Source organism: Oribacterium sp. oral taxon 102, from assembly GCF_013394775.1.
Taxonomy (GTDB): Bacteria; Bacillota; Clostridia; order Lachnospirales; family Lachnospiraceae; genus Oribacterium.
In genome coordinates this window covers 860543-884215 of the sequence record NZ_JABXYT010000001.1, presented here as the reverse complement: position 1 = coordinate 884215, position 23673 = coordinate 860543, and the positions used below count along the sequence as shown (strand labels likewise).

Annotated in this window: 21 protein-coding genes and 1 riboswitch; of the genes, 6 read left to right on the top strand and 15 right to left on the bottom strand. The window is 58.2% G+C overall.

Annotated features, from left to right (window positions below; genetic code table 11):
* Positions 1 to 100: 100 nt before the first annotated feature.
* The 6 genes from HW273_RS04085 to HW273_RS04060 all read right to left on the bottom strand — a co-directional run bounded on the left by HW273_RS04085 (position 101) and on the right by HW273_RS04060 (position 7809).
* On the bottom strand, positions 101 to 1786 hold the full coding sequence (locus HW273_RS04085; RefSeq protein WP_179010570.1) for a Na/Pi cotransporter family protein: 1686 nt from the start codon (positions 1784 to 1786) through the stop codon (positions 101 to 103).
* 373 nt (positions 1787 to 2159) lie between these two features.
* The gene (locus HW273_RS04080) at positions 2160 to 2582 is read right to left on the bottom strand and encodes a flavodoxin (RefSeq protein WP_179010569.1); all 423 of its coding nucleotides are present in this window, start codon (positions 2580 to 2582) and stop codon (positions 2160 to 2162) included.
* A 99-nt stretch (positions 2583 to 2681) separates the two neighbouring features.
* On the bottom strand, positions 2682 to 3281 hold the full coding sequence (locus HW273_RS04075) for a DUF3793 family protein (protein WP_179010568.1): 600 nt from the start codon (positions 3279 to 3281) through the stop codon (positions 2682 to 2684).
* 82 nt (positions 3282 to 3363) lie between these two features.
* On the bottom strand, positions 3364 to 5202 hold the full coding sequence (locus tag HW273_RS04070) for an ABC transporter ATP-binding protein (RefSeq protein WP_179010567.1): 1839 nt from the start codon (positions 5200 to 5202) through the stop codon (positions 3364 to 3366).
* A gap of 2 nt (positions 5203 to 5204) precedes the next feature.
* Positions 5205 to 7049, bottom strand: a complete 1845-nt coding sequence (locus tag HW273_RS04065; RefSeq protein ID WP_179010566.1) for an ABC transporter ATP-binding protein — start codon at positions 7047 to 7049, stop codon at positions 5205 to 5207.
* A gap of 169 nt (positions 7050 to 7218) precedes the next feature.
* Positions 7219 to 7809 (bottom strand): ECF transporter S component, encoded by a 591-nt coding sequence (locus tag HW273_RS04060; protein ID WP_179010565.1) that lies wholly within the window; start codon positions 7807 to 7809, stop codon positions 7219 to 7221.
* 111 nt (positions 7810 to 7920) lie between these two features.
* Positions 7921 to 8038, bottom strand: a riboswitch (FMN riboswitch).
* A 186-nt stretch (positions 8039 to 8224) separates the two neighbouring features.
* On the opposite strand from HW273_RS04060, the gene HW273_RS04055 reads away from it, so the two are divergent.
* Positions 8225 to 8575 (top strand): nitrous oxide-stimulated promoter family protein, encoded by a 351-nt coding sequence (locus HW273_RS04055; RefSeq protein WP_179010564.1) that lies wholly within the window; start codon positions 8225 to 8227, stop codon positions 8573 to 8575.
* 90 nt (positions 8576 to 8665) lie between these two features.
* On the opposite strand, the gene HW273_RS04050 is transcribed toward HW273_RS04055, so the two are convergent.
* The 3 genes from HW273_RS04050 to recJ all read right to left on the bottom strand — a co-directional run bounded on the left by HW273_RS04050 (position 8666) and on the right by recJ (position 12909).
* Complete coding sequence (locus HW273_RS04050; protein WP_179010563.1) at positions 8666 to 9697, bottom strand: SPFH domain-containing protein; 1032 nt, start codon at positions 9695 to 9697, stop codon at positions 8666 to 8668.
* A 28-nt stretch (positions 9698 to 9725) separates the two neighbouring features.
* Complete coding sequence (glyA, locus tag HW273_RS04045) at positions 9726 to 10976, bottom strand: serine hydroxymethyltransferase (RefSeq protein ID WP_279287553.1); 1251 nt, start codon at positions 10974 to 10976, stop codon at positions 9726 to 9728.
* A gap of 205 nt (positions 10977 to 11181) precedes the next feature.
* Positions 11182 to 12909: a single-stranded-DNA-specific exonuclease RecJ gene (gene recJ, locus HW273_RS04040; RefSeq protein WP_243206741.1), complete on the bottom strand. Its 1728-nt coding sequence runs from the start codon at positions 12907 to 12909 to the stop codon at positions 11182 to 11184.
* 107 nt (positions 12910 to 13016) lie between these two features.
* Here recJ and HW273_RS04035 point away from each other — a divergent pair, with 107 nt between their 5' ends.
* On the top strand, positions 13017 to 13895 hold the full coding sequence (locus HW273_RS04035) for a CPBP family intramembrane glutamic endopeptidase (RefSeq protein ID WP_179010561.1): 879 nt from the start codon (positions 13017 to 13019) through the stop codon (positions 13893 to 13895).
* Positions 13896 to 13952: 57 nt separating this feature from the next.
* Here the strand turns inward: HW273_RS04035 and HW273_RS04030 are convergent, their stop codons facing one another.
* The gene (locus HW273_RS04030; RefSeq protein ID WP_179010560.1) at positions 13953 to 14447 is read right to left on the bottom strand and encodes an NUDIX hydrolase; all 495 of its coding nucleotides are present in this window, start codon (positions 14445 to 14447) and stop codon (positions 13953 to 13955) included.
* Positions 14444 to 15757, bottom strand: coding sequence for an alanyl-tRNA editing protein (locus HW273_RS04025; RefSeq protein WP_179010559.1), 1314 nt, complete (start codon positions 15755 to 15757; stop codon positions 14444 to 14446). The genes HW273_RS04030 and HW273_RS04025 overlap by 4 nt, the downstream gene beginning before the upstream one ends.
* Before the next feature lie 196 nt (positions 15758 to 15953).
* Here HW273_RS04025 and HW273_RS04020 point away from each other — a divergent pair, with 196 nt between their 5' ends.
* Positions 15954 to 16565 (top strand): C40 family peptidase, encoded by a 612-nt coding sequence (locus HW273_RS04020; protein ID WP_179010558.1) that lies wholly within the window; start codon positions 15954 to 15956, stop codon positions 16563 to 16565.
* Positions 16566 to 16621: 56 nt separating this feature from the next.
* On the opposite strand, the gene HW273_RS04015 is transcribed toward HW273_RS04020, so the two are convergent.
* Entirely contained in the window at positions 16622 to 17452 is an 831-nt protein-coding gene (locus HW273_RS04015; RefSeq protein WP_179010557.1) for an HAD-IIB family hydrolase, read from the bottom strand.
* A 382-nt stretch (positions 17453 to 17834) separates the two neighbouring features.
* Here HW273_RS04015 and HW273_RS04010 point away from each other — a divergent pair, with 382 nt between their 5' ends.
* Complete coding sequence (locus HW273_RS04010; protein WP_179010556.1) at positions 17835 to 19667, top strand: aminopeptidase P family N-terminal domain-containing protein; 1833 nt, start codon at positions 17835 to 17837, stop codon at positions 19665 to 19667.
* A gap of 137 nt (positions 19668 to 19804) precedes the next feature.
* Here the strand turns inward: HW273_RS04010 and HW273_RS04005 are convergent, their stop codons facing one another.
* Genes HW273_RS04005 through HW273_RS03995 form a run of 3 tightly spaced genes read right to left on the bottom strand, consistent with a single transcriptional unit; the run spans position 19805 to position 21214 of the window.
* Complete coding sequence (locus tag HW273_RS04005; protein WP_179010555.1) at positions 19805 to 20371, bottom strand: hemerythrin domain-containing protein; 567 nt, start codon at positions 20369 to 20371, stop codon at positions 19805 to 19807.
* 9 nt (positions 20372 to 20380) lie between these two features.
* Complete coding sequence (locus HW273_RS04000) at positions 20381 to 21007, bottom strand: hypothetical protein (RefSeq protein WP_179010554.1); 627 nt, start codon at positions 21005 to 21007, stop codon at positions 20381 to 20383.
* Positions 21008 to 21214, bottom strand: coding sequence for a DUF1858 domain-containing protein (locus tag HW273_RS03995; protein WP_179010553.1), 207 nt, complete (start codon positions 21212 to 21214; stop codon positions 21008 to 21010).
* A gap of 260 nt (positions 21215 to 21474) precedes the next feature.
* On the opposite strand from HW273_RS03995, the gene eno reads away from it, so the two are divergent.
* The gene (gene eno, locus HW273_RS03990) at positions 21475 to 22770 is read left to right on the top strand and encodes a phosphopyruvate hydratase (RefSeq protein ID WP_179010552.1); all 1296 of its coding nucleotides are present in this window, start codon (positions 21475 to 21477) and stop codon (positions 22768 to 22770) included.
* Between the two features lie 176 nt (positions 22771 to 22946).
* Positions 22947 to 23573, top strand: coding sequence for a hypothetical protein (locus HW273_RS03985; RefSeq protein WP_179010551.1), 627 nt, complete (start codon positions 22947 to 22949; stop codon positions 23571 to 23573).
* Positions 23574 to 23673 lie beyond the last annotated feature (100 nt).

The window sequence follows — 23673 nt, the reverse complement described above, 5'->3', positions numbered from 1 at the left end:
TTTTAGAAACAAGAAATATTTGAAATGCCTCCCCGTGGAAGCACTCTTATTTTAGACCATGTACTGTCTTTTTGCAAGTACATTTTGTTAAAAATTTCACTTATAGGGTTACCTTGACATAGCCCGCAATATTGTCCGCGTGGTCGGAGATCCGCTCAAGGTCGGAGATCACATCCAGAAAGATCACGCCCGCCTGCGGCTCGCACGCTCCGCTCGCGAGACGCTCCAGATGCTGCTCCCGCATCTCCTCCTCCATATCATCCACCTCATCCTCGAGCCGCGCGGTTCGAACCACATCCTCGAGACTCCGGCTGTTCATCGCCGCAATCGAGGCGCGGTAGCTCTCGAGCGTCTTCGCCGAAATCCTGCGGAGATCTGCGACGCCGACCTCCGAAAAGACGATCTTGTGCTCCTGCATGTACTGCGCCTGCTCCGCGATATTGTCCGCATGGTCTCCGACCCGTTCAATGTCGGTGATGCTGTTGAACATATTGGTGACGAGGAACTTCTGACTCTCCGTCAATGAGAGATTGCCGATGCGAATCAGGTAGTCCGTAAGGAGCTTCTGCATATTGTCAATGACCTGCTCCCGTCCGACGGTATCCCGCAGCTTCTGGAGATCGCCGCTAATCAGCAGCTCCATCGCTGCCTCCACATTGGTCGCGGCAAGCGTGCCCATGTTGCAGACCTCCTGATAAGCTGCCTGCAGGGCAATCGCCGGCGACTCGAGAATACGCTTGTCGAGATGTAGAATCAGATTCTTCTCAATCGCAGTGTAGCCGTTCGGGTTCTCCTCCGCCTCTCTGTCTGCACGGCTCTCCGGCACGAGCTTGCCGGAGAGGAATACCAGGAGATCCCCTGCGGGGAATAGTACGATCGTACAGCTTACATTGAAAACGGTGTGAAAAATCGAGATCTCTACCGGTGTCAGCATTCCACTGAAAAAGGATGAAAAAAAGAAAGATGCCGCGAAAATCACACTGCCGAAAAGAACTGCGCCCGCTACATTGAAGAGCAGGTGGATCGCCGCTGCCCGCTTCGCCGTCCGGGACGCGCCGGTCGAGGAAAGCACTGCCGTCACACAGGTCCCGATATTCTGTCCCAGCGTGATATAGAAGCCCGCCGCCCGCGGAACCGCGCCGGAGAGCGCGAGCGTCTGCAGAATCGAAACCGATGCCGCCGAGGACTGGATCAGACCGGTTACGACCGCGCCCGCCAGTACACCGAGCAGCGGATTCCCGCCCATAACCTGAAATGCTCTGGAAAAGACCGGCGAATCCGCATAGGGCGCAACCGCATTCGACATAAATTCCAGTCCGATGAAGATCAATCCGACACCGACGCAGAAAGCACCTGCGATATCATTTTTCCCTTTTTTCCCCAGAAGGAGACGAAACGCGCCAAAGCCCACCAGAAGCGGCGCAAAGAATTCCGGCTTCAGGAAGGCAAGCGCCGAGCTGCTCAGCTGTGTCAGAGAAACCATCCATGCCGTGATCGTTGTCCCGATGTTCGCGCCCATAATGATGCCCACGACCTGTGAAAGGTTCAGCACACCGGCATTGACGAAGCCGACCACCATGACTGTAGTCGCCGAGGAGGACTGCACCAGCGCCGTGATCGCCGCGCCGAGCAGCACCGCGACCACCCGGTTACCCGTCACGAGGCTCAGGAACTTCGACATCCGCGAGCTCGCCGCCTTCTGCATCCCGTCGCTCATCGTCGTCATTCCATAGAGAAACATTCCCAGCCCGCCGAACAGACTGAATATACTCGAGATCAACGCCATTTTCCCCTCCTTAGGCATAACCGTGCTTCTCTGCCGCGAAGCGCCCTGTCCGAAACGCTGCCGCGAAGCGGCCTCTGTCCGGAGCAGCTCTTTCGGAGCGTGCCTGCCATGCCATTTATGAGAATAGCAGATCCCCCTTTTTTGTCAATGAATATTTCTTCCAAAAAAAGAGCCTTGCGGTTTCATCCGAAAAACTCTCATTCAAATGCCCCTCATTCATAGCTTATATCTCATGAAGCAAAGGGAAATGCGGATCCTCAGGCTTTCGAGATTCTCCAAAAGGCGATAAGCAGCAAAAAACCGGGCAGGGGTACGTCTCCCAGCCCGATTTTTCCTTATTCGATGTCAAATGACATCTCGAATATCTTTTATTTTATGCCTTGGCGAGGGCTTCGCCGAGTGCCTTGCAGCTCGCCAGCGCTTCCTCGTCCGGCGCGTTGTTCGCGATCACCGGCTCTGCCGCCAGCACAGCGCCAGCATTCTGCATCCGCTCTGCCCAGGTTCTCATCCACTCGCCGTCGCCCCAGTCATAGGAGCCGAAAAGCCCGATCTTCTTGCCGGATACGAAGCCCTCCAGCTCTGCTACGAAGGGCTCCATGTCGCCCTCCTCGAGCTCCTCCGCTCCCATAGCCGGGCAGCCGAGTGCAAATACCGCCTCATCCTTCAGCGCACTCGCAGAAAGCTCGGAAACCGGCACGAGCTTTGCCTCTCCGCCTGCTGCATTGATCCCCTCGGAAACTGCATTCGCCATTGCCTCTGTGTTTCCGGTTCCGCTGTAATATACTACATAAATCATACCTTACCTCCTGAAGCCTTCCTTATTCTTCGTTTTGGGGTTTCCTTACAGACATTAGTTTATCCTAATTGTCCGCAATCGCTGTTGCGAAAGTCACACTTATGCCACTTCTACGGATCTCTCCGGACAGATATCCAGCAGCCGCTCGATCGGGACACCATGCTGCAGCATCAGACGGAAGCTCTGGATGCTCACATCATACGCCTGAAAGGTTCGGAGCGCCGACGGGAGGTCATGATAGACCTTCCAGTAGCCGGTCACGAGCGCGTCATTTCCCTGCTTCTCGATGTAGGACCGCACGTCCTCCGGCGGATAGCCCAGCAGGATGCCGAGTTCATGCGGAAACGGGATACGCCGCTCCTTAAATGCGCGGAAGCGCTGCCGGAAGGTGCAGAGCACCGATTCCATGTCGAGCTCCTCGTAGCACCTCTCGATTCCGACGAGGAAGCGCCGACGGCCGCAGTCCCGGAGCAGTGCGCGAAGCTTCTCCTCCCGGTACAGAATAAGGCTCACTCTCCCGTCAAAGAAGAGCGGGCGCAGCTTCAGGCTGCTTCCCGTGAACAGACGGCAGAGCAGGCTGTATTCCCGCTCCGACACGTTGATGATCGCGCTCGGCTTCAGCCCGGTCAGTACCGGCGCATTCTGGCAAAGCAGCTCCCGGATCTTCTCTTCAGGGGAATTTTCCCGCAGCTCTCTCATAGTGTTCCTCTTTCGCAAGTTAGCTATTTCTAACCTATTTGCCATTATATTAGCTTTAACTAACTTTGTCCAGAGAAACTTTCTAAATTTCTGCCGCCTGCCGCTCCCCGAATTCTCCCTCCGTCCGGGCATCCTCATACTGTCTCGTATACAGCCTGTAGTAATAGCCTCTCTTCTCCATCAGCTCCCTGTGCGTCCCCGCTTCTACGATATGTCCGTCCCGCACGGCGAGGATTCGGTCCGCATCTATAATCGTGGACAGGCGGTGCGCGATCAAAAAGGAGGTCCGTCCCTCCGTCAGCCGCCTTGCCGCCTCCTGTATCCGCCTCTCCGTCACCGTGTCGACGCTGGAGGTCGCCTCATCCAGCACCAGAATCGCCGGATCTGCCAGAATCGCGCGGGCAAAGCTCAGGAGCTGCTTCTCGCCGGTCGAGAGCAGGTCTCCGCCCTCGCCGACCTCGCTGTCCAGTCCCCTGCCCATCCGCTCTGCCACATCCGCCGCGGAAACGAGACGGAGCGCCTCCCAGATCTCCTCGTCCGTCGCGTCCTCTCTCCCGTAGCGGAGATTATCCCGGATGCTTCCCGAGAAGAGATGCGGTGTCTGGAGCACATAGCCGATATGAGAATGCAGCCAGAGCTGGGAGCGCTCCCGCGCATCCCTGCCGTCGATCAGCACCGCACCGGCTGTCGGCTCGAAGAAGCGGCAGACCAGATTCACCAGCGTGGACTTGCCCGCGCCGGTCTCCCCGACGATCGCAATGCGGGAGCCCTTCTCTACCTTCAGATTGAAGTGCCGAAGCACCTCCTCTTCCCCGTCCGGATAGCGGAAGGAAACGTCCCGGAACGCAACCTCTCCGTAGAGAGGCTCCCAATTTTCCCGCTTCGGGCGAAAGCTGTCCCCATACCGCTCGATGACCGCAGGACTGTCCTTCACATCCGATTCGATATGGAGCAGCGCGGAGAATCTCTCTATATTGACCTGCACATCCAGAAGCGTCGAAAATGCCTCGATGATGTATTGGATCGGCTCCATGATGCCGAGCGCGTAGGACAGAAAGACCGAAAGCGAGCCGATCTCCAGAAGCCGCACCGCCGTCATTTCCCCGCCCCTCCAGAGCACGAGCGCCAGTGCCGCGGAGGACATCATGGTGACCGTCGCCGTGAAAAGGGCAGCGTAATGCGTGGCGTGAATGCTGCGCCGCCGCATCTCCCGCGTATCCTTGCGGAAGTCCGCAGAAATCTTCTCTGCCAGCACCATCGTCCGTATCGTCTTCGCGCCGGTGATGCCCTCATTGAAATCCCCGGTCAGCACGGCGTTCATCTCCCGCACCCTGCGATTCATCCTGAGCACACGCCGCTGAAAAAAGCCAATCGCTGCGGCAGCAAACGGCAGAAGCAGCAGGAGCCGGAGCGCGAGCCGCGGCTGAATCCGAAGCATCACAAGCATCGCGAAGAGAATGTAGGAAAGATTCCATACAAAATCCATCAGCCGCCATGACATCATCGTCGCGATTCGATCGGTATCGCTCATGATGCGCGCATGGATGTAGCCGACATTGTGCGTATTGAAGTAGGAGAAGGACAGCGTCTGCAAGTGGTTAAAGCTCGCATTCTTCAGATCTCTCCCTATAAACAGCTCCACCTTGCAGATGAAATAGCTGCTGATAAAGTTGGCGAGCACCTGCGCCAGCAATACCAGAAAATACAGGGAAAGGAAGGAGGGCAGCGTCTCCAGACGTCCCTCCCCGACGTAACGATTCAGCGCATAGCGGTTGAACAGCGGGTAGATCGCGTCGCAGAGACTGCTCCCGAGTCCCAGCAGCACCATCCCTGCGATTTCCCTGCGGTAGGCGCGCGCATAGGGCAGGATTTCTCCCAGCCCGAAGAAACGGAGCGGCTTTCGATTCCTGTTCTCTTCCATTTCTACCGCTCCTCTCTCTGCTCCGACGAAAGCATCCCCTGATCCGCCGACTGGATCTCGCAAATTCTCCGATAGATGCCGTCTCTCTGCAGCAGCTCCTCGTGCGTTCCCTGCTCCGCGATCCTTCCATGGTTCAGCACAAGGATCTCATCCGCCTGCATCAGCGTCGTGATGCGATGGGAGATCAGGATCACCGTCGCATCCCCCGCCGCCTCGCGGAGTCCGGCGCGGATTTTCGCATCGGTCTCCGCATCCACCGCGGAGAGGGAATCGTCGAAAACCATGATCGGCGTCTCCCGGATCAGCATCTGGGCGATCGCCGTCCGCTGCTTCTGTCCGCCAGAGAGGGTCACGCCCCGCTCTCCCACCAGCGTGTCATAGCCCGCATGGAAATGCGCCACCGTTTCACTGAGACTGGCAGTCCGCGCCGCTCTCTCTATGTCGGCAAAGCCTGCATTTTCCCGTGCAATCGAGATATTCTCCCGAAGAGAGCGGGAAAACAGGTAGGGCTCCTGCAATACCATCCCGATATTCTGCCGGAGCCATTCTCCCCGGATGTCGCGGATGTCCGTATCCCCGATACGGATCCTGCCATCCTTCTCCGGCAGCGTATAGAGACGCGCCAGAAGCAGCATCAGCGTCGTCTTCCCGGAGCCGGTTCCTCCAAGGATGCCGAAGGTCTTCCCCCGCGGAATCGTGAAGCTCACATCCGAGAGAATCTCGGGTGCGTTCTCCTGATAACGAAAGGAAACGTGCTCGAAATGAATGTCCTCCCGCATTGAGGGCTCGTATGCTTCCTCCCGATCCTGCTCCTCCTCCGCATTCATAATATAGCGGATACGATCTGCCGAAACCCCCGCCTTCGACATATCCGAAACCACTCTGCCGAGGGAGCGCACCGGCCAGACCAGCATCGCGTTGTAGGAAATCAAGGCAATGTAGTCTCCGGCACTGAGGCTGCCGTGTACCGCAAGCCATGCGCCGAGCGCAATCATCAGCATCACCTGAAAGCCGGAGATAAACTCTCCGACCGACCAGAAGGCAGAGATCAGCACGGAAAAGCGCATATATGCCGCCGTATAGACCGTATTCTGCCGTTCAAACTTTGCGCTCTCCTCTCTCTCCCTCCCGAATGCGCGCACTACCCGTACGCCGGTCAGGTTCTCCTGCGCAATGGACGAGAGCTTCCCCTCCTCCTCGTCGGCGAGCAGGAAGCTCTCCCCGATCCTCCTGTGAAAGAGAAGAGAATAGCTGAATATGATCGCTACGAAGACTGCCGCCAGTGCCGCGAGCCCCGCATGAATGCGGAACATAAAGCCCAGTGCAATCAGGAGCAGCACTATGATCCGGAATACGCTGGTAAGCTGGGCGGAAAGGAAGTCCTTCACCGTCCCCACGTCGGAGGTGCATCGCTGAATGATATCTCCGGTCGCATTCTCCGTATACCAGCTGTAATGCAGACGCTCGATATGCTCGAAGAGCAGATTCCGCATCCGTTCTACGAGCCGCTCTGCGCCTATGGAATTCCACAGTCTGTAGAGGTAGCGGAAAACCGCGGCACTCAGCGCTGCCGCAGCCACGAAAAGCGCCAGAAGCCAAAGCTGCATCGAAATCCCGCCTGCCGCCATCGCAGGAAAAATCTGCCGAAGCAGCCGCGGAAGGCATCCGGACAGCTCCCCGAAGCCTCGTCCCGACAAAAGATCAATCGAGATGCCGATCAGCTTCGGGTGCAGCAGATCCAGCGCCGAGGTCAGCATCGCGCAGAGAATGCTCAAGCCGAACCAGCGCTTGCTGCCTCGCAGGAAATACAGCAACATCGCGCTCCTTGACGAAAACCTCTCCTTCATGCCCTCTCCCTCCGCCGCCTTTCAATGTGAAAAATAGGGAACCGTTCCGACGAATTGCGAATCGCCTATCGGAACTGTTTTGAAAATAAGGAATAAACGGCAGACCGGAAGCTATGGTCTGCCGTTTATTATTGTAACGTATCGTCCTGTAGAGCTGTCAAGCTCCGTTTCAGCCGTTCCCGTGCAAAAGCGGAGAGAGACGCTTATACAGCAGGAAGGTAATCAGCACGTCAAGCATGCCTTTCACGAAGGTAAACGGCATATTAAAGAGCAGAAGCGAGGTGAAAATGCTCTTCACGCCCGGCAGGATCGCCTGATACGCCGCAAGGATGGTCGCCTCCGGCATGAAATTGTAATATACCGGATAGACGATCAGATAGTTGGACGGAACAGAGAATACTGCCATCGCGAAGGCGCCTGCCACCGCCCCGATCATCGCGCCCCGCTTCGTCTTGTCTTTTCGATAGAGCATGCCGGCGGTTCCGCTGAATACCGCGCCGAGCAGGAAGTTGGAGAGCTCACCGATGCCGAAGCTTCCGGAGAAGAGGCAGTGCAGCAGGTTCTTCACCAGCTCGATCAGGATGCCATACACCGGCCCCAGCGCGAATGCGCCGAGCAGCGCCGGAAAGTCCGAGAAATCAAACTTAATGAAGGTCGGCAGCAGAAACGGGATCGGAAAATCAAAAAGCATCAGCACGAAGGCAGCGGCAGATAAGATTCCCGCGACGGCGACATTTCTTGTATTTTTTACGTTTGACATATAGGTTTTCCTTTCTGCCGGGAGACGGCAATGCGGGAATGCGTCCGCTACAAAAAATACCCCTGAACAGTCCGGTTCAGGGGTACACAAATATGCTCTCTCGCATAGAAGCCGTTTCTTCTTCCATCCAGACTGTACTGTTGGTACCGGAGTCACACCGGTTCAGCTGCTTTCGCAGGTCGCGGACTATACCGCCAGTGGGGAATCGCACCCCGCCCTGAAGAACTATTCGATTACTGCGCCTATTATACGGGAAGACATCGTATTTTGCAAGCGCCGCGTGATAAATTGACTTTCCGTCGGAAAGAAGATATATTTATTAGCAAACACTAACTCTTCTCTCCACAGCGCGGCACTTCCTCTCGGGAGCCTCCGCGACCGGACACCTGTATGCGGGAGCAGAAAGGAAGGGACATTGGATAAAGCGGAGCAGAAACGGCAGCGGGAAAAGGAAATCATCGCTCTGATGATACGGCTCTACTGTAAAAAAAAGCACGGAACAGAGAAAACGCTCTGTCCGGACTGTCAGGCACTGCTCGATTATGCCATGCTTCGCAGCGAGCACTGCCCCTTCATGGAGACAAAGACCTTCTGCTCCAACTGCAGGGTTCACTGCTATCAGCCTGCCATGCGGGAGAGGATCCGGCGGGTCATGCGCTTTTCCGGCCCGCGGATGCTCCTTCACCACCCGATCATGGCTGTCTCGCATGTGATAGAAAGCCATAAGGAAAAGAAGAAATTGTGGAACAGTTCAGATAAGCCATAAAGATCTGCTTCCCTGAACTGTTACGAAATCGGAAAAGTCTGCCGGACGGCGTAAATCGCCGTCCGGCAGACTTTTTTTAATAGCGCTGCATCAAGCTCTGTTTTTCTCCATCTCCATACGGAGCTTCTGCGTGCTTGCCGCCGCCTCGCGTGCACCGGCATTGGACTCTGCATGAAGACAGGGATCCGCCTCCGGGCGCTTCTCAGGCTTCGGCGTCCGGTCGATCGCGGTCGCATCGCCGATCCCGAGCGCTTCTCCGACCAGTCCGAGCTTCGAAACCGCCCCGGCAATGTCCGTCGGCATATAGATCTTCGTCGCGCGTCCGTCTGCCACGGTTTTCAGCGCCTCGAGCCCCTTTAAACGCAGTACGGACTCGGAGACATTCGCATTTTTCAGCTTCTCGAGACCATCCGCCTCCGCCTGATAAACCAGCAGAGTCGCCTTCGCCTTACCCTCTGCCAGTGCGATCTGCGCATCTCTCTCCGCCTCTGCGGCGAGTATCTTCGCTCTCTTGTCGCCCTCTGCACGGGAAACGACTGCCTCCTGATGCGCCTGCGCCTCCAGCACCGTCTGCCGGCGCTCCCGCTCCGCACGCATCTGCTTCGTCATGACCTCCTCGATCTCCTTCGGCGGCTGGATGTTCTTGATCTCCACCCGGGTCACCTTGATGCCCCACTGATCGGTCGCTTCATCGAGAATGACCTGCATTCTGCCGTTGATCGTCTCGCGGGAGGTGAGGGTCTGGTCAAGCTCCATGTCTCCGATGATATTCCGGAGCGTGGTCGCGGAGAGATTCTGCAGGCCGGAGATCGGATTCTCCACGCCATAGGTATAGAGCTGCGGGTCGAAGACACGCATGAACACGACCGAATCGATCTGCATTGTAACATTGTCCTTCGTAATCACCGGCTGCGGCGGGAAATCCAGCACCTGTTCCTTCAGGCTGATACGCTTCACGACGCGCTCCAGCACCGGGATCTTCACATGAAGCCCTGCCTGCCATGTCGCCTTGTACTTGCCGAGATGCTCCAGCACGAAGGAATGTCCCTGCGGCACGATCACGATATTGGCGATCAGAAGCGCAAGAAAAAGGATAAGCAGAATAGGGAATACAAACGGCATACGAACTCCTTTCTTTCGGGAGGGTCACTCAGCCCTCATAAATCGAATACTTCTTTACCAGCATAGCGACAGTGCGGCGGATCTCCTCCTGCGAGCCCTCGAAATCCGTCGCCGCCCTCCAGATGCAATCGGCAATCGGCTCCATATCTTCCTCGCGGAAGCCGCGGGTCGTCACCGCAGCGGTACCGATCCGGACGCCGGAGGTAACAAACGGGGAGCGCGGATCATTCGGAATTGCATTCCGGTTCAAGGTAATGTTGACCTCATCGCAGCGGTTCTGCAGCTCCTTGCCGGATACCTCCAGATTCGTGAGATCCACCAGCATCAGGTGGTTGTCCGTGCCGCCGGAAACGAGACGGAAGCCCTTCTCCTGCATTGCCCCGGCGAGCACCGCACAGTTCTTCACGAGCTGCCGCTGATATGCCTTGAACTCCGGCTTCAGCGCCTCACCGAAGCAGATCGCCTTCGCTGCGATAACGTGCTCGAGCGGACCGCCCTGACAGCCCGGAAAGATCGCCTTGTTGAAATTGTATTTCTCCGCCGCCTCCGCATTGGCGAGGATCAGCCCGCCGCGCGGCCCGCGGAGCGTCTTGTGGGTCGTGGTCGTCACCACGTCCGCATAGGGCATCGGGGACGGATGCAGGCCTGCCGCGACGAGCCCGGCAATGTGCGCCATATCCACCCAGAGTACCGCGCCGCACAGATCCGCGATCTCACGGAAGCGCCGGAAATCGATTACGCGCGGGTAGGCAGAGGCTCCGGCTATGATCATCCGCGGCTTCTCCCGCACGGCAAGCGCCTCGAGCGTGTCATAATCGATATACCCGTCCGCATTCACGCCGTAGGGCACGATCCGGAAATATTTTCCGGAGAAATTCACCGGCGAGCCGTGGGTGAGATGCCCGCCCGCGTCGAGAGACATCCCGAGGATCTTGTCGCCCGGCTCGCAGACCGCCATGGTCACCGCCATATTTGCCTGCGCGCCGGAATGCGGCTGCACATTGGCATAGTCGCAATGAAAGAGCTCCCTGGCGCGCTCGATCGCGATGCTTTCCAGCTCGTCAATATGGGCGCAGCCGCCATAGTAGCGCTTTCCGGGATAGCCCTCCGCGTATTTGTTCGTCAGCACCGTTCCCATCGCGAGCATGGACGCAGGCGAAAGGATATTCTCCGAGGCGATCAGCTCGATATTATGCTGCTGCCTCTCATACTCCCGGAGGATACCCGCTCCGACCTCCGGATCCGCCGCCGCGATGTAATCCATGATTTCTTTTATCATATCTGTTTTTTCTCCCAGCTCTGTCTCCGCTCCGGAGGCCGCTTTCGTCTCCTCACTGCTTCCGGTGCACCCGACTTATGTACCGATTTTATGATATCGCGGAAGCACAGTCAAATAACCCCAGGTTATGATAGTATAAATCTGATTAAAGCAGGCTTCCATCGCGGCAGGTTACGTTGCCGCTCATATTGAGAGAAATGTCTCCTCAGCACAACCGGTAGTCCGAGATCGTGAGCTGCAGCTCTCTCCTCCCCTGATACTCGTGGATGGTCGGGTAATAGGCGATATCCATGCTGCTCCTCCCTGCGAGCTCCTGCCGGAACGCATCCCCGTCGGCGAAGAGCATCGCGGGGAGCTCCCGTCCGCCCGCGGAGCGGAGGCGAAGCTTCACGGCGTTCCGATTCCGCCCGAGTACGTTCACGGAGAGGATGCGGAGCCCCTTGCAGGCGAAGAGCGGCTTCTCATTGCCCGCGCCATAGGGCTCGAGCTTCTCCCACTCCTGCACCAGCTCCTCCCGGATATAATCAATCGGCATCGGGACATCGATCCAGAGCTTCTCCTGCAATGCCTCCTCCGAAAGCTTCGCCAGCCGGTTCAGCTCCTGCCGGAAGCGTTCCAGATTCTCTGTCCGGAGGGAGAAGCCCGCAGCGAGCGGATGCCCGCCGAACTTCGTGAGAAGCTCCGCCGCCTCCGAAAGCCGCTCCGCCATCGGGTAGTCCTCGATCGAGCGTCCGGAGCCCTTCGACATCGGGCTGCCGTCCTCCGCCGGCTCCGCATTCGTAACGACGAAGCTCGGACGGTAATAGCGCTCCCGCACCCGTCCGGCTACAATTCCGGCGAGGCTCTCATGGAGCTCCGGCAGGGAAATCACGAGCACCCGATCCTCCCGGTACCGCTGCTCCACCTGCTCATACGCACGCTCGCACGCCTCCCGCGTCATATCCTTGCGCGCCTCGTTCAGCTCCTTCAGCCGGACGGCATAGGAGGAGGCCTCCGCCTCGTCCTCCGAAAGGAAGAGCCGGAGCGCCGTCTTCGCGCTCTCCAGCCTCCCTCCCGCGTTGATGCAGGGGCCGAGCTGGAAGCCGAGGTGGTAGGCGGAGAGCTTTTCCTGCTCAAGCAGCCCCGTCACCTGAAGGAGCGCACGCAGTCCGCGGTTCTCCGTCCGGAGAATCTGCCGGAGCCCCTCCCGGACAATAATGCGGTTCTCGTCCCGCAGCCGCACCACATCACAGACCGTCGCGATCGCCGCGAACTCCAGCGCGAAGGCAGCGCTCTCCTTCGGGAGGTTCCGCTTCGAATACAGAAGCTCTATGACCTTCCACGCCACGACCGCGCCGCAGATCTCCGGGAAGGGGTAGCGGCTGCCCTGCCGCTTGGCATCCACCACCGCGACAGCAGAAGGCAGTATGTCCCTGCCATGCTCGTCCTGCCGCACATCATGGTGATCGGTCACCAGCACCTGTATCCCCAGCTCCCCGGCATAACGAAGCTCCTCTATCGCAGAGATGCCGTTGTCGCAGGTCAGAAGGAGAGAGATGCCCTCCTCCTTCGCGCGCACAATAATGCTCCGGTTGATCCCATAGCCGTCCCGGATCCGATCCGGAATCTCATAGTCCACACTCGCCCCCAGCTTTTTCAGCCCTGTGTAGAGAATATAGGTCGCGCAGACCCCATCCACATCATAGTCCCCCACGATGCGGATCCGCCGTCCCTCCGAAACCGCCCGATCCAGCAGATTCATGCAGCGAATGCTGTCCGGCAGGAGAAGCGGAGAATACCGATCCTCCATCCTGCCATTCAGATACCTATCGATCTCCTCCTCTGTCCGGAGCTCGCGGTTCCGAAGGATCCGTGCCGTTACCGGGTCGATGGAGAACCGCTTCGCGATCGCGTCGAAATCCGCCTTCTTGCCATATAAAAACCATTTTTTCATGCTGTCTATCCGTCCTCCGCCCATTTGTGCTACAATACCTGATAAGCATCCCTGTATCCCGTGAATGATCTATCTGCTCCCTCGCCTGCGGCGAAGAAAGAACCCCCATGCCCTCACAGCTGAAGCGTTTCGTCAAATCCCATATCAACCGGCTGGCAATCGCCCTCTTTGTCTACGAGCTGATCTTCCAGCTCGGGAGCGCTGTCCTTCTCCTCGCCGGAACCGGACTTTTTCAGAATGAATACTTCGCGATGATCCTCTGCTCCGCCCTCGCGCTGCTCTCCGTCTACCTGATTCTGGGACGCCCCGAGCCTGTTCCTGCACCCGCCGGGCGCTTCTCCCCGCTGAAATACCTCTGGCTTCTGCTGCTCTTCTACGGAATGCAGCTGCTCGCGATCTGTCTGACCCTGCCGGTCGAGAGGCTGCTCCGCGGACTCGGCTTCTCCCTGGAGCAGGCGGCGGAGGCCGCGGGCGGCGGCAGGCTCTCCGACCCGCTGATGCTCTTCTACACCGTGCTCTTCGCACCGCTCTTCGAGGAGCTGCTCTTCCGCTGCTATCTCTACGGAAGCCTCCGGCGCTTCGGCAGAAGCTTCGCGGTCTTCAGCACCGCCTTTCTCTTCGCGCTGATGCACGGAAATATCCTGCAATTCCTCGCCGCCTTCCTGATCGGTCTGCTGCTCGCCGGAATCCGGGAGCGCTGGGGGCTTCGCTATGCGATCCTCCTGCATCTTTCGAACAATGCGCTCGCGATTCTATTCAATAATTACACCGAAAACGCAGCGCCCGTCTACGGGCTGTACCTCTTCCTGCTTTTCGGCGGTACCGCCGCGCTCCTTCTGACCGTGCTCCGCAGCTTCCGCCCATGGCGGGAGCAGCTCCGGCAGGAGCAGAGCCTCCGATCTATGCTCGGCTGCTTCTTCAGCTCTGTCTGTATGCTTATCCTGATCCTCTGCTTCCTCGCCCTCGCGGCACTGAATCTAAATTAGAGAAGCGCTGATGAAATCGGAAAAGTTACGTGCCAACGGGCATGAGTCATGAATAAATCAGTGTTTCCTCAGCCTTTTTCCGTCCAGCACGGTCTCTGTCAGACCTCCCCTTCCGTCGTAGACGAGCTTCAGGGAGAAAAACGGTGCGTCCTCCGCGAGCAGGCGAAGAAAAATCCGATCCCCCTCCCAGAGCGGAAGATCCGGCAGCGCCTCCTTCGGCACCCACCTAAGCTCTCCCTCCGTACAGGAAATCTCCTCCCCGGTGAAGCCGTCCGCCGTAAACAGAGACATATATTCAGTGATGCCGTCTCCGGAGACAAAGGTCACGAGTCCGCGAAAGCGGTAGCTCGTCAGTGTATAGCCGGTCTCCTCCCGCACCTCTCGAAGCACGCAGTCCTCCGGACTCTCCCCCTCCTCGAAATGCCCGCCGACACCGATCCATTTCCCTGCATTGACATCATTTTTCTTTTTATTCCGGTACAGCATCAGATAGCTCCCATTTCTCTCGAGATAGCAGAGCGTGCTCAGCACCCCGTCTGCAAAGCGTTTCATTCCGAAAATGCCTCCTTTACCGAAGCTCTGATCTCCTCCTCCGTACCAAACAGCGTACCCTGCAGCATAGACGGCGCGCCGCCGCCCCTGCCACAGCGCAGGCTGTTCAGCCGCTTTCCGCCCTCACGGAGGTCTATGACGCTGCTCCCGATCACATAGCTGTATTCCGTTTCTCCCCCTGTCTTCTCCCTCATCTTCGGCAGAAAGACAGAAACGAGCTGCGCACCGGAATGCCGCAGCAGAAAATCACAGTATTTCCGAAGCTCCACATTGTTCAGCCCTGTCTCGAAGTCGCAGATCCGGCTGCTGCCCCGGAAGCGCTCCGCCTTCAGACGGAAATACTTCTCATTCAGCGCCCCGATCCGGAGCTCTCTCCGGGCAAGCTCTGCCTGCTGCCTCTCCACCGCCTCCGGAAGTCCGGATACCGGTACGGAAAGACGCTGTGCCGCCGCCGAAGCCGCATCACGCGTCTCCTCATAGTCCCATAGCGCGAGATCCCCGCAGCAGAGCGCCACGCGGCTCCCGCCCCGGTGCCGCAGCACAGAGAGCAGCTTGATCATGCCGATCTCTCCCGTCGTCCGCACATGGGTGCCGCAGCAGGCGCAGAGATCCGCTCCCGGAATTTCCACCAGCCGGACGCTCCCGGAAAGCGCTCTCTTGCTCCGGTAGGGCAGCGCCGAAAGCTCTGCCTCCGACGGGTAGAAGCAGCGAAGCACCCTGTCCTCCCGGACGATGTGGTTCGCCTCTCGCTCGATCTCCAGGAGCATTTCCCAGCTCAGCTCCCCGTCGAAGTCAATGCACATGCCCGGGCGCTCTGCCGGAATCGCCGATCCTACCTCCTCCGGAAGCGTCATCGCCATGTGGAAGCCGACGTTGTGGAAGCCGAAGCGCCGGTGGATCAGACCGGAAATAATGTGCTCTCCGCTGTGGTTCTGCGAGTTCCTGTCCCGCCAAACCCAGTCGATTCGGCAGAGGAAGCACTCCCCGACCGGCAGCGGCTCCGCCAGATAGTGCAGGATCGGCGGCTGCTCCGTCTCGGACACCGCCGTTTCCTGCCGGGCGCCTCGGGAATATGCCGCAGCGGGCTCCTGCTCCTGTACGCTGAGGAGCGGCTCTGTCCCGATCCAGCCGCGGTCGCAGGGCTGTCCGCCGCCCTCCGGGTAGAAGCCCTCGAGATCCAGCGTCACACAATACAGCTTCCCGCTGTGAGAAAGCCCCTCCGGCGCTTTCTCCGCCTCCGTGCAGGAGAGAACCCTCGCCGTAAAATCCGCTCCGCGCGGAATCTCATAGTAATACGCATTTTTCTTCATGTCTTTTCTGTTCCCCAACTTCTTCTGTATATGCACCTGATTCCGATTTTCTTACAGGCAGATTTCGCTTTTTGTAAGAAAGCCTTTCATAGATTTTATTTTATATACATTGCTTCAAGCATAATATCCATACTATAATACAGCCTTGTTTGACAAAGATCTCCATAAAAAACAGCAAGAATAAAGGATACCTTTTATGAATAAAAGTAAATCATTCCTGTTTCTCCTCTCCGCAGCCGCCCTGCTCTGCCTTCCTGTCCCCGCCTACGCGGCTCCCCTGCACAGCGTCCCGCAGGATGTGCTGGAAGCGGCGGAGGCCGGCATCACGGCTCCCGCCCTTTCAGAGGCAGTCGATGCGGAGGAGCCGGACAATGCTGCAGAGGCGGAGGATGCCGCAGAGGCAGACAGCAGCCTCTCCGGAGAAGCCGCTGCTTCGGCAGTTCCTGCCGAAGCGGACAGCAGCGCCCGGGCAGCGCAGCTCGTCGCCTTTGCCTCGCAGTATATCGGCAACCCCTATCGATACGGCGGCGCGAGCCTGACAGGCGGCGCGGACTGCTCCGGCTTCCTGATGGCGGTCTATGCACAGTTCGGCATCGAGCTTCCGCACTCCTCTGCTGCGATGCAGGGGGTCGGCAGCGCGGTGGGAGACCTCGCACAGGCGATCCCGGGAGATATCCTCGTCTATTCCGGCCATGTCGGCATTTACCTCGGAAACGGACAGATGCTGAGCGCGTTGAACCGGAGGGCGGGCATCGCCGTGACCGATGCCCGTTATAAGCGCATCCGCGCGATCCGACGCGTGCTCTGAGCGCGTCACTCTCCCCATGACCGGCAGGATCCCCTCACGGAGACTCTGCCGGTCTTTTATACCAGCCCGAAATGCCGAAGCGCATTCCAGATGCCGTCCTCCCCGATCGGATCCGTCACATAGTCCGCGCAGTCCCGGATCGCCGGAACGGCATTTCCCATGGCGATTCCGTGCGCGACGCCCTCCAGCATGACCCTGTCATTGAAGCTGTCCCCGAAGGCATAGCTCTCCGCCCAGTCGATCCCGAAGCGCTCCGCCAGCACCCGCAGGCCATCCAGCTTGGAATAGCCCACCTCGAAGAGATCCGCGCCGGTGCTCTCGCTGAACATGAAGACATGGAGCTCCGGAAATGCTCTCTGCAGTGCTTCCCCGCCCTCTCTGCCGCCGCAGTAGGCAAGCGCGCGAACTGGAAGGCGCAGGAGCTCTGCCGGATCGCCGAAGCTGCGGTCGCTGCTCCCCCAATAGCGGATATCATGCCGCACGACATCCTCTGTGTGGGTGAAGTAATCCTTGTCCGCGATGCAGGCGCCGACTGCATAGTGATTCTCCTCTGAAAAGCGGAGTATCCTCTGAAGCAGCTCCCGATCCATGAGATGGTCGGTCAGAAGCTCTCCCGGCTGCCAGTCCGGCAGTGCCTGCGCATCCCTAAGCTCCACCCGTGTTCCGTTCATGTGTACCAGCGCGTCGCTCTGAATGACCGACAGATACTTCTCCGAATGCCGGTCATGCATATTCCTGCCGGTGGCGATCGCCGTCAGATAACCGTTCCGGCGAAGCTCCCGGATGCCGCGCACGGCAGAGTCCGGAATCCGCCATGTATTGTGGTCGAGCAGCGTATTATCCACGTCGAAGGCGACCAGTCCTCTGTAGCTCTTCTCTTTCTTCATCCCTTACCCTCATTCCCTCGCCCCGTAGAGGCAGGCCCTCTGTTCCTTTTTTTCGTGCTTAGTGTAGCACAGAATGCCGAATTTCGCCATTTTCGAATCCTCGCCCTAAGAAAGATTTATTCATGACGCACGTGCCATAGGCGTGTAACTTTTCCGATTTCATCGGTGTTTCCCTAAAGAAAGCCTTCTGTTTCAATGTGACAGTACGGCTAAGGAAGCATGGATTCGTTTGCAAGTTTCCACGGAATGGAGTAGACTGGTATCGGTCGGGCGCAGCGCGTCCCGGCAGTGAAACGATTGGCTCTGACCGGTGGTCAGGGCAGTACACAGCTCATTTTGTAACCGTATTTAACCGTATTTTCAGAAAAGAAAAGGACAGGACATGAGAGAACAGCTCAAAGAGCTCCGGGAGCTCATGCGGAAACGGGGGATCGGTCTCTATCTGATCCCCATGGATGACTTCCATCAGAGCGAAAATGTTTCGGATTATTTCAAGACCGTACAGTATATCTCCGGCTTCACCGGAGACAGCTGTCAGCTCGTCGTCACCGAGGAGGAGGCCTGCCTCTTCACCGACGGCAGATACTTCATTCAGGCGGAGAAGGAGCTCCGCGGCAGCGGCATCACGCTGATGCGGCTGGGAGAAAAGGGCGTCCCGACGCTGCTCCAATACATCGACGGCCGGCTGCCGGAGAGCGGTACGCTCGGCTTTGACGGGCGCTGCGTCGACTTCGCGCTCGGAAGCCGTCTCTCGACGCTTGCATTGCGGAAAAATGCCGCCCTGCGCCCGGACCTCGACCTCGCCGGAGAGCTCTGGACAGACCGTCCGGCGCTGCCGGAGAACCGCGTCTGGATCCTCGAGGAGCGCTGGAGCGGACGCTCTTCGGAGGATAAGCTTCGGAGGCTTCGGGAGGAGCTCGCGGAGAATGGCGCGGACATCCATGTGATCTCGAGCCTTGACGACATTGCATGGCTCCTGAACCTGCGCGGCGGAGATATCCCGTGTACGCCGGTCTTCCTCTCCTACCTCCTGCTCGACGCGGACAGCGCCTATCTCTTCGCAAACCGAAAGAGCTTCCCGGAGGAGGTGCGGGACTATCTCCGCGCGCTCGGCGTCAAGCTCTGCGACTACAATGGGATTTACGACGCGATCCGGCAGCTCCGGAACCGGAGCATCCTGCTGGAGAGCGGCAAGACCAACTACGCTATCCTCTCCGGGCTCGATGAGAGCATGCGGGTCATAGACCGTCTCCTGCCCTCAAGCGCCGATAAGGCGGTGAAGAATCCGACGGAGGTCGAGAACGAGCGGCTCGCCCACCTGAAGGACGGCATCGCCGTGACGAAATATTTCTATTTTATGAAGCATGCCTTCGATGCGGAGGGCAGACTCACGGACCGGGCAAAGGAACGGCTCGGTGCCGACCGCCTCACCGAGGTGAACGGCGCGGAGTATCTCGAACGGCTCCGCCGGGAGCTGCCGAACTTCGTCGAGCTTTCGTTCCCGACCATCTCTGCCTACGGTGAGAACGCAGCGCTCCCGCATTATTCTCCGGATACGGAAAATGAGGTTGAGATCCTGCCGCACGGACTCTATCTCGTGGATTCCGGCGGGCATTACTTCGAGGGCACGACCGACATCACCCGCACAATGGCGATGGGGCCTCTCACACCGGAGGAGCGGAAGCACTTTACGATGGTCGCCTGCGCGATGCTCCGCCTCGGCGCGGTACAGTTCCTGCACGGCTCCTGCGGCGTCACCCTCGACTATTCCGCCCGGGAGATCTTCTGGCGGGAGGGGCTGAATTACAACCACGGCACGGGGCATGGCGTCGGCTATCTGCTCGGCGTGCATGAGCGTCCGAACGGCATCCGCTACCGTCTGGTTCCGGAGCGCATGGATTCCGCCGTCCTCGAGCCGGGACACATCACCTCCGACGAGCCGGGACTCTATATCGAGGGCTCTCACGGCATCCGCCTCGAGAATCTGGTCGTCTGCGAGAAGGCGTTTGAAAACGAGTACGGAGAGTTCCTCCGCTTCGACTTCCTGACGATGTGTCCGATCGATCTCGATGCGCTCGACCTCACCCGGATGGAGCCGCGCGATATCGCACTGCTGAACCGCTATCACCAGACCGTCTTCGAGAAGCTCTCCCCATACTTCGAGGGAGAAGAGCTCGCATGGCTCCGGGAAGCGACCCGAAGCGCAGGCATCTGATTTTTTCTTAAAAACATCGCAGCACCGGAAATTCCCGGTGCTGCGGTGTTTTTAGGTACGCCTGACAGGCACACATAGAAAAAGAGCCCGGCAATTTCCGCCGGACTCTCTGTTCACTTTCTTTATGATTATGATTCCTATGCTCTCCGATACTTCTCTTCCATATTCTCAAGAAGCGTCAGGTACTTCTGCTGTACGCCCTTTTCCGTCTGCTCAGACTCGAAGCGCTTGCTGCCTTCATTGACATAGTCGAAGTCCTCTGCCGAGAGGGAGCGCTCCGCGAAGGGATATACCACGCTGTTCTCCTTCTCGGTATGGAGCTGCAGGAGATGCGCATAGCCCATCGCCTCGGTAATGATGTCCAGCCGAAGCTCCGGTGTCTCCCGCTTCTCATATTCATTCAGCGCCGTCTCCAGCGCACGGATATGCCCCCTGCCGAGATCATGCTCCACGAGCATCCCGTGCGTCACGAGATTTTCCGCAATCGCTCCCATTCGCTCCACCATCTTCGGGAAGAGATACCGCTCCTCCTTGCCGTGATGATGCTTATCCGCGTAGTTCCGCACGAAATCGATGATGTGCCGAAAATCCTCTGTCGGCACCTCCGCCCCCTCCATGATCCCGAGACAGATGTTCCGCATCACCAGATTCATGCGGTTGATATCGTCATGCTCCTTTATCATCAGTTCAATGCTGTAATTCATATTCCACCTTTACAGATCCTTAACATCCTGCCGCTCCGCCGTTACCGTGTAAGCGAAATCCTCTGCCTCCGTAAGGTGCAGCCCCGATCGGGAAAGCATGCCCTCCATGAATGCTGTCCGAAGCACATAATAGACCGCTGCATCGCCGCCCGCCGCTGCCCAGTACTGTCCGTGAATGTCGCTGGTCTGCCGCCAGGAGCACCTCCCCGTCTCCTGCTCTGTCAAGACATTGACCCTGTCGCAGGGCATTCCGTTCAGGAGACTGTCCTCGAATGCCTGATAAGCGTCTCTGGCATCCGCATCTGCTGCAACCCCGTGCGCCTCTCCCAGCCTGTAGAGCGTGCTCTTCAGCTCCTGCATACGCTCCGCATGCCCTGTCAGAAGCGCCGTCACGAGACGGGCATAGCGCCCCTCGGCATCATGAATCCGATCCTGCAGCCAGCCGTGAATATTGGCGGTGTCGATCAGCTCCTCCAGCGGCCGAAGCTCTCCGGAGACGGTCTCCGCACGAAGCGCCTCCGTAAGCTCCTGCCAGCCCTGCGCCTCCCCGCACGCCGCTGCGCTCCGGATCATTTCCTCCTGTATTCGGATCTTGCCGTACAGCCAGTAGTGGATCGGCCCCAGAAATGCGCTCATTTACGCCTCCTCTGCAAGCTTCCCATTGAGCATCGTGATAACCTCCTCCGGATTCAGCCCGTGTACCATGCAGGCATCCTGCAGGGACTCCATCTGAGAGCTCGGACAGCCGAGGCAATGCATCCCGACCTCCAGCAGCGCATCGATCAGGTTCGGGTACTGATTAACGATCTCACCAACCAACATTTCACCATGAATCTGTGCCATATCACTTTCCTCCAAATAGACTTTCTCTCAATCGTTCTGCCGCTCTCGCAGCATGTGCTAAGTTATATCACAGATATCCGGAATATAATGTTGCATATGCAACATCTTTCATCCTTTGGAAGAGATAGTCTTGTACTGTCGGAAATACAATTCCTTGACAATCCCCGACAAAATCTGTACTATCTAGTTGGTTAAATCAAGCTAACCAACTGTCAGAGCAGAGCTACGGCAGGCATTTATAAAGAAAGAAAGGTGAATGTATGAAGCATCTTACAATCGAAAAGCTTATCGCCAGAGAGATCATCGACTCCCGCGGCAATCCCACTGTTGAAGCAGAGGTCATCCTCTCCGATGGAACTGTCGGACGGGGCGCTGCGCCGAGCGGGGCGTCCACCGGAGAATTCGAAGCGCTTGAGCTGCGCGACGGAGATAAGGCACGCTACGGCGGAAAGGGTGTCGGCAAGGCAGTGCAGAATGTCAATGAGCTGATCGCTCCGGCTCTCCGCGGCATGGATCCGCAGGATATCTACGCTGTCGATGCGAAAATGATACAGCTGGATGGCACGAAGGACAAGTCGAAGCTCGGCGCCAACGCCATCCTCGCCGTTTCCATCGCGAGCGCCAAGGCAGCCGCAGAGGCGCTCGGTCTGCCGCTCTACCGCTTCCTCGGCGGTGTAAATGGAAATCGTCTGCCGGTTCCGATGATGAACATTCTGAACGGCGGCGCGCACGCCACCAATTCCGTAGATACGCAGGAATTCATGATCATGCCTGCAGGCGCCCCCAGCTTCCGAGAGGGACTGCGCTGGTGTACCGAGGTCTTCCATGCCCTGCAGAAGATCCTGAAGGACGAGGGCAATACCACCGCCGTCGGCGACGAGGGCGGCTTCGCGCCGAATCTTTCGTCCGATGAGGACACGATCGAGCATATCCTCGCGGCGATCCGCATGGCGGGCTATGAGCCGGGCAGAGATTTCGTGCTCGCGATGGATGCCGCCTCCTCCGAGTGGAAGAGCGAAAAGGGAAAGGGCTACTACCATCAGCCGAAGTCCGGCAGAGACTTCACCTCGGACGAGCTGATCGCGCACTGGAAGTCTCTGGTCGAAAAGTATCCGATCTACTCCATCGAGGACGGGCTGGACGAGGAGGACTGGGAAGGCTGGCAGAAGATGACCGCAGAGCTCGGCGGCAGGGTGCAGCTCGTCGGCGACGATCTCTTCGTTACCAATACCGAGCGGCTCGCGAAGGGGATTCAGCTCGGCGCGGGAAACTCCATCCTGATCAAGCTGAACCAGATCGGCTCCGTGTCCGAGACGCTGGAGGCCATCAAGATGGCGCACAAGGCAGGCTATACCGCCATTTCCTCCCACCGCTCCGGAGAGACTGAGGATACCACCATCGCCGATCTCGCCGTGGCGCTGAATACCTGTCAGATCAAGACCGGCGCACCCTCCCGTTCCGAGCGCGTCGCAAAGTACAACCAGCTGCTCCGCATCGAGGAGGAGCTCGGCGCAGCTGCCGTTTACCCCGGCAAGACTGCCTTTAACTTCGCATAATTCCTTTTTATACAAGCGTAGACGACGCTGCAGCAGAAGGGGCTGTCCCGATACGGGACAGCCCCTTCTGCTGTCAGGGCAGCACATTGCCTTATGGATCACACATCCCCTATGTTTCAGCTGACAGCTCCATGGAAATCCGTTATACTGAGGAGGCATCGAAGAGGAGGAGGCTTATGTCTGAAAAAATCACACATTTTACGGAGCGCTGTCCCGATTCAACACCGGAGCGCCGCTTCGCTCCCGTAATAGAGGCGATCGACGCGCTCCTTGCCGGTTCGGAGGAAATCCTGATGGCCGCGATCGACGGAAGGAGCGGCAGCGGCAAGTCTACGCTCGCGAGCTTCCTCCTGCGCCGCTATCCGGATGCGGCGAACCTCTTTCATCTCGACGACTTTTTCCCGCAGGAGGCGCAGCGGAGCGAAGAACGCATGGCAGAGATCGGCGGCAATCTGGACTATGAGCGCTTCCGGGAGGAGGTGCTGATCCCGGTCTGGTACGGAGATCCTGTCATCTACCGTCCCTTCGACTGTCATACGATGCGCTTTCCCAAGGATAGGGAACAGACGATCTCCGCGAAGCGGCTGAATCTCTTCGAGGGCACCTACAGCTGCCACCCCTATTTCGGAAATCCGTACCAGCTTCGAATCTTCCTGACCGTAGACAAAGAAACGCAGCTAAAGAGGCTCCGCGCCCGCGTCGGCGACGAAGGACTCGTCCGCTTCCGGGAGCTCTGGATCCCGAAGGAGGAGGCGTATTTCGAGAGATTCCGCATCATGGAAAACGCTGACCTCGTACTGTGAAGCACCTATCCTGCAATATCCTGAAAGCTTCCAGCTCCGCAACAGTTCAGGTAAGCCATTCGCTGAAGCAGAAACGATTGCCATGAACAGGCTTTCCATT

Coding starts and splice junctions, on each gene's coding strand:
- HW273_RS04085 (WP_179010570.1), bottom strand. CDS start 1,786: ATGGCGTTGATCTCGAGTATATTCAGTCTGTTCGGCGGGCTGGGAATG.
- HW273_RS04080 (WP_179010569.1), bottom strand. CDS start 2,582: ATGATTTATGTAGTATATTACAGCGGAACCGGAAACACAGAGGCAATG.
- HW273_RS04075 (WP_179010568.1), bottom strand. CDS start 3,281: ATGAGAGAGCTGCGGGAAAATTCCCCTGAAGAGAAGATCCGGGAGCTG.
- HW273_RS04070 (WP_179010567.1), bottom strand. CDS start 5,202: ATGGAAGAGAACAGGAATCGAAAGCCGCTCCGTTTCTTCGGGCTGGGA.
- HW273_RS04065 (WP_179010566.1), bottom strand. CDS start 7,049: ATGAAGGAGAGGTTTTCGTCAAGGAGCGCGATGTTGCTGTATTTCCTG.
- HW273_RS04060 (WP_179010565.1), bottom strand. CDS start 7,809: ATGTCAAACGTAAAAAATACAAGAAATGTCGCCGTCGCGGGAATCTTA.
- HW273_RS04050 (WP_179010563.1), bottom strand. CDS start 9,697: ATGCCGTTTGTATTCCCTATTCTGCTTATCCTTTTTCTTGCGCTTCTG.
- glyA (WP_279287553.1), bottom strand. CDS start 10,976: ATGATAAAAGAAATCATGGATTACATCGCGGCGGCGGATCCGGAGGTC.
- recJ (WP_243206741.1), bottom strand. CDS start 12,909: ATGAAAAAATGGTTTTTATATGGCAAGAAGGCGGATTTCGACGCGATC.
- HW273_RS04035 (WP_179010561.1), top strand. CDS start 13,017: ATGCCCTCACAGCTGAAGCGTTTCGTCAAATCCCATATCAACCGGCTG.
- HW273_RS04030 (WP_179010560.1), bottom strand. CDS start 14,447: ATGAAACGCTTTGCAGACGGGGTGCTGAGCACGCTCTGCTATCTCGAG.
- HW273_RS04025 (WP_179010559.1), bottom strand. CDS start 15,757: ATGAAGAAAAATGCGTATTACTATGAGATTCCGCGCGGAGCGGATTTT.
- HW273_RS04020 (WP_179010558.1), top strand. CDS start 15,954: ATGAATAAAAGTAAATCATTCCTGTTTCTCCTCTCCGCAGCCGCCCTG.
- HW273_RS04015 (WP_179010557.1), bottom strand. CDS start 17,452: ATGAAGAAAGAGAAGAGCTACAGAGGACTGGTCGCCTTCGACGTGGAT.
- HW273_RS04010 (WP_179010556.1), top strand. CDS start 17,835: ATGAGAGAACAGCTCAAAGAGCTCCGGGAGCTCATGCGGAAACGGGGG.
- HW273_RS04005 (WP_179010555.1), bottom strand. CDS start 20,371: ATGAATTACAGCATTGAACTGATGATAAAGGAGCATGACGATATCAAC.
- HW273_RS04000 (WP_179010554.1), bottom strand. CDS start 21,007: ATGAGCGCATTTCTGGGGCCGATCCACTACTGGCTGTACGGCAAGATC.
- HW273_RS03995 (WP_179010553.1), bottom strand. CDS start 21,214: ATGGCACAGATTCATGGTGAAATGTTGGTTGGTGAGATCGTTAATCAG.
- eno (WP_179010552.1), top strand. CDS start 21,475: ATGAAGCATCTTACAATCGAAAAGCTTATCGCCAGAGAGATCATCGAC.
- HW273_RS03985 (WP_179010551.1), top strand. CDS start 22,947: ATGTCTGAAAAAATCACACATTTTACGGAGCGCTGTCCCGATTCAACA.